The 4,127-nt window shown below is 69.2% G+C and carries 2 protein-coding genes; both read left to right on the forward strand.

Annotation, left to right across the window (positions count from 1 at the left end; all coding sequences use genetic code 11):
• Positions 1-724 (forward strand): acyl carrier protein (locus tag AC1RUR_RS38265; protein ID WP_492853323.1); only part of this gene is annotated, 724 nt, incomplete at its 5' end.
• A gap of 99 nt (positions 725-823) precedes the next feature.
• Positions 824-4,127 (forward strand): type I polyketide synthase (locus AC1RUR_RS38270; protein ID WP_492853324.1); only part of this gene is annotated, 3,304 nt, incomplete at its 3' end.

Raw genomic sequence — 4,127 nt, forward strand, 5'->3', positions numbered from 1 at the left:
CGAGCTGATGCGGATGCGCCGGCAGGGCGTGCAGGCGCTGTCGCTGGAGCTCGGGCTTGCGCTGCTGGATGCGGCGCAGGCGCAGCCCGAGGCGATGCTGGTGCCGATCCATCTGGATGTCGGCGCGATGCAGCGCCAGCTCGCCGACGACGTGCCGGCACTGTATCGCGCCCTGGTCCGCAGCGGCTTGCGGAAGGCAGCGGCGGGTAACGGCGATACGAACAGTCTGCGTGCGCGGCTTGCGTCGATGGCAAGCGATGCGGAACGTTTGGCTGTCCTTGTGGAGCTGGCGCAGGAGGAAATCGCAGCGGCCCTGGCTTCACCGGGAGGCGCATCAGTGCCGGCGGATCAACCGCTCAAGGAGCTCGGGCTGGACTCGCTGATGGCGGTCGAGCTGCGCAACCGCCTGTCGGGGCGGGTCGGCGCCAAGCTGCCGACCACACTCGCCTTCGACTATCCGACCGCGCGCGCGATGTCGCGGCTGCTGCTGGAGAAGCTCGAGCTCGACAACGTCAAGGCAGGTCCGTCGATCTGGGGGGATGAGCAAATCCGCCGGAAGCTACGAGACGTTTCGATCGAAGCGCTTCGTAAATCGGGCCTTCTCGAGCGTCTTATGATGCAGCCGAACGACACCTCTCGGCGTGCAAGCGACGATGAATTGGCCGCGCATATTGATGACGCGGAAACCGACTCTTTGCTGAGTATCGCGTCTGAATTGCTCTGAAAAAACATGCAGCAGATGAATCAAGAAGTTCAGGATCTAAAAAACGCTCTTCGCCAGAGTCTTCACAAGATTCGGGATCTGAAGTCGTCTCTCGACGCGGTGGAGAACGCCTCCTCCGAGCCGATCGCGATCGTCGGGATGAGCTGCCGCGGTCCTGGCGGGCTGACGGGACCCGAGAGTTATTGGTCGCTGCTGGAGCGCGGCGGCGACGGCATTGGGCCGCTGCCGGATCGCTGGAGCCGTGACCTGCTGCGGCGGCTTGAAGCGGTGACGGGCGGGCTGACGCAGGAAGGCGGCTTCATCGACGCGGTTGCGGAGTTCGACGCGGGCTTCTTCGGCATCTCGCCGCGCGAGGCGGTGGAGATGGACCCGCAGCAGCGCCTGATCCTGGAAGCGGTGTGGGAGGCGCTGGAGCAGGCGGGGCTGCAGCCGGAGGGACTGCGAGAGAGCAGGACCGGCGTGTATCTCGGCGCGATAGCTGGCGATTATGGTACGCGCTCGCCTGAAGCGATGACGATGTGGACGGCGACGGGCACGACGTCGAGCGTGCTGGCGGGCCGGGTGTCCTATGTGCTGGGCCTGGAAGGTCCGGCGATGACGATCGATACGGCGTGCTCGTCATCGCTGTCGGCGCTGCACCTGGCGTGCACGGCGCTGCGGCAGGGCGAGTGCGACCTGGCGCTGACGGGCGGGATCACCGTGATGTCGACGCCCGCGACGCTGGTGGCGCTCGGGCCTGACAACGGCATGGCGCCGGACGGGCGCTGCAAGAGCTTCTCGGACGGTGCTGACGGCGCCGGCTGGAGCGAGGGCTGCGGCGTGCTGGTCTTGAAGCGGCAGTCGGATGCGGAGCGTGACGGCGACGAGATTTTGGCGCTGATCCGGGGCTCGGCGGTGAACCAGGACGGACGCAGCCAGGGCCTGACGGCGCCGAACGGCCCGAGCCAGCAGCGGGTGATCCGCGCGGCGCTGTCGGCGAGCGGGGTGAGCCCCGACGACATCGACGTGGTGGAAGCGCACGGCACCGGGACCAGCCTCGGCGATCCCATCGAGGCGGGCGCGCTGGCCGCGGTGTTCGGACCGACGCGGCGCGAAGACCGTCCGCTGTGGCTGGGCTCGTCGAAGTCGAATCTCGGGCATACCCAGGCGGCGGCCGGCGTGCTCGGGGTGATGAAGATGGTGCTGGCGCTGCGGCACGAGGTGTTGCCGAAGACGCTGCATGCGGAGCATCCGAGCCGCCAGATCGAATGGGAGGGCAGCGGGTTGTCGCTGCTGCAGCAGGCGCGGGCCTGGCCGCGCGAGCCGTCGCATGTGCGTCGTGCGGGCGTGTCCTCGTTCGGCATCAGCGGGACCAATGCGCATGTGGTGATCGAGGAGGCGCCAGCGCGGGCTCATGTTGTCCGCGCGGCCGAGGCTTCGTCGCCATCTCCCGTGATCCCGCTGCTGGTGTCGGGGCGTGACGAGGCGGCGCTGCGGGCGCAGGCCGGGCGGTACGGCGAATGGCTGGCGCAGCATGCGCAGGCCGACTGGGGCTCCGTGATTGCGACGGCGGCGTTGCACCGGACGCAGTTTGCATCGCGCGCGGCCGTGTCGGTGCGCGATGCGGGTGAGGCGGTGGAGGCGCTGCGATCGCTCGCCGAAGGCCGTCCGCATGCGGCGGTGTCGGTCGGCGAAGCGCGCGATCGCGGCCGTGTGGTGTTCGTATTCGCCGGACAGGGCAGTCAGTGGCCCGCGATGGGCCGGGCCCTGCTGGCGGAATCAACAGTGTTTGCGCAAGCGATTGCAGCCTGTGAGACGGCGTTGTCCAACTACACGGACTGGTCGCTGACCTCAGTGCTTCGTGGCGATCAGGATCTCGAACCCGGCCTGCTGGAGCGGGTGGACGTGATCCAGCCGTCGCTGTTTGCGATGAATGTCGGCCTTGCCGCGGTCTGGCGCAGCCTTGGCCTGGAGCCGTCGGCGGTGGTGGGCCACAGCCAGGGCGAGATCGCGGCCGCCGTGGTCGCCGGCATCCTGTCGCTCGAGGACGGCGCGCGCGTCGTGGCGCTGCGCAGCCAGCTGTTGCGTGGCCTGAGCGGGCGCGGGGCCATGGCGGTGACGGAGCTTGCGGCCTCGGTGGTGGAAGAGCGGCTGAAGGCCGCGGAATGGTCCGGCCTGTCGCTGGCGGTGGTGAACACGCCGGGCTCGACGGTCGTCTCGGGGCCGACGGAAGCGATCGAGCGCTGGGTCAATGATCTCGGCAAGGAAGGGGTGTTCTGCCGGCAGGTCAATGTGGACTACGCCTCGCACAGCGCGGAGATGGACCCGATCCTGCCGGAGCTGGAAGGCCTGCTGTCGGACCTTGCGCCACAGCCGGGTCAGGTGGCGATGATCTCGACGGTGACGGGAACGCGCTGCGAGGGCACCTCGCTGGACGGGTCCTATTGGTGCCGGAACCTGCGCCAGACGGTGCGGCTCGACCTTGCGCTGGCCGAGCTGATCGGTGACGGGCACGGCGTGTTCGTGGAAGCGAGCGCGCATCCGGTGCTGGCGATGCCGCTGTCTGCGGCAAGCGGCGAGCATGGCGTGGTGGTGGGATCGCTGCGCCGTGATGGCGGCGGCATGTCGGAGCTTTTGCGCAATCTCGGCGCGCTGCATGTCCATGGTGTCGACGTTGACTGGACGAAGGCGCTTGGCGGCAGCGCGAAGCTGCCGGTTGCGGCACTGCCGACCTATGCGTTCCAGCGCCAGCGCTACTGGCTGGAGGCGGAGAAGCCGGGCGGGGACGTCGCGACGATGGGGCTGTCGGAGGCCTCGCATCCGCTGCTGGGTGCGGCGACGCCGCTGGCGGAGAGCGACGGCTTCCTGCTGACGGGCCGGCTGTCGCTGTCGGACGCGGGCTGGCTCGGCGACCACAAGGTGTTCGGCACGGTGCTGTTGCCGGGAACGGGCCTCTTGGAGCTCGGCTTTGCGGCGGCGCGTGCGGTGGGTGCAACGGTTGTCTCGCAGCTGACGCTGCTGTCGCCGCTGGTGCTGCCGGCGGAGGGCGGGGTGCGGCTGCAGGTTCAGGTGGACGGGCTGGAGGCCGGCGCGGCCGGCGGCGGCCGTGCCTTGAGCATCTACAGCCGTGCGGAGGATGCGCCCGAGGGCGGCTCGTGGACGCTGCATGCGCAGGGCGTGCTGGGCGAGGCGGCGGAAGCCGCGGCAGACGCAGCGCCAGACAATATCGAGGCAAGCGGGCTCGAGGTGTGGCCGCCTGTTGGGGGCGAGCCGATCGAGCTGAGCGGTCATTATGCGCGCCTACAGGAACGCGGCTACGGCTATGGACCGCTGTTCCAGGGACTTCGCGAGGCCTGGCGCGTCGGGGATGCCGTTTACGGCCGGGCGGTGCTTGCGGAGGCGCTGGGAGCGTCGGCGGAGAGTT

Source organism: Bradyrhizobium sp. GW821-FHT12B03, assembly GCF_058807535.1.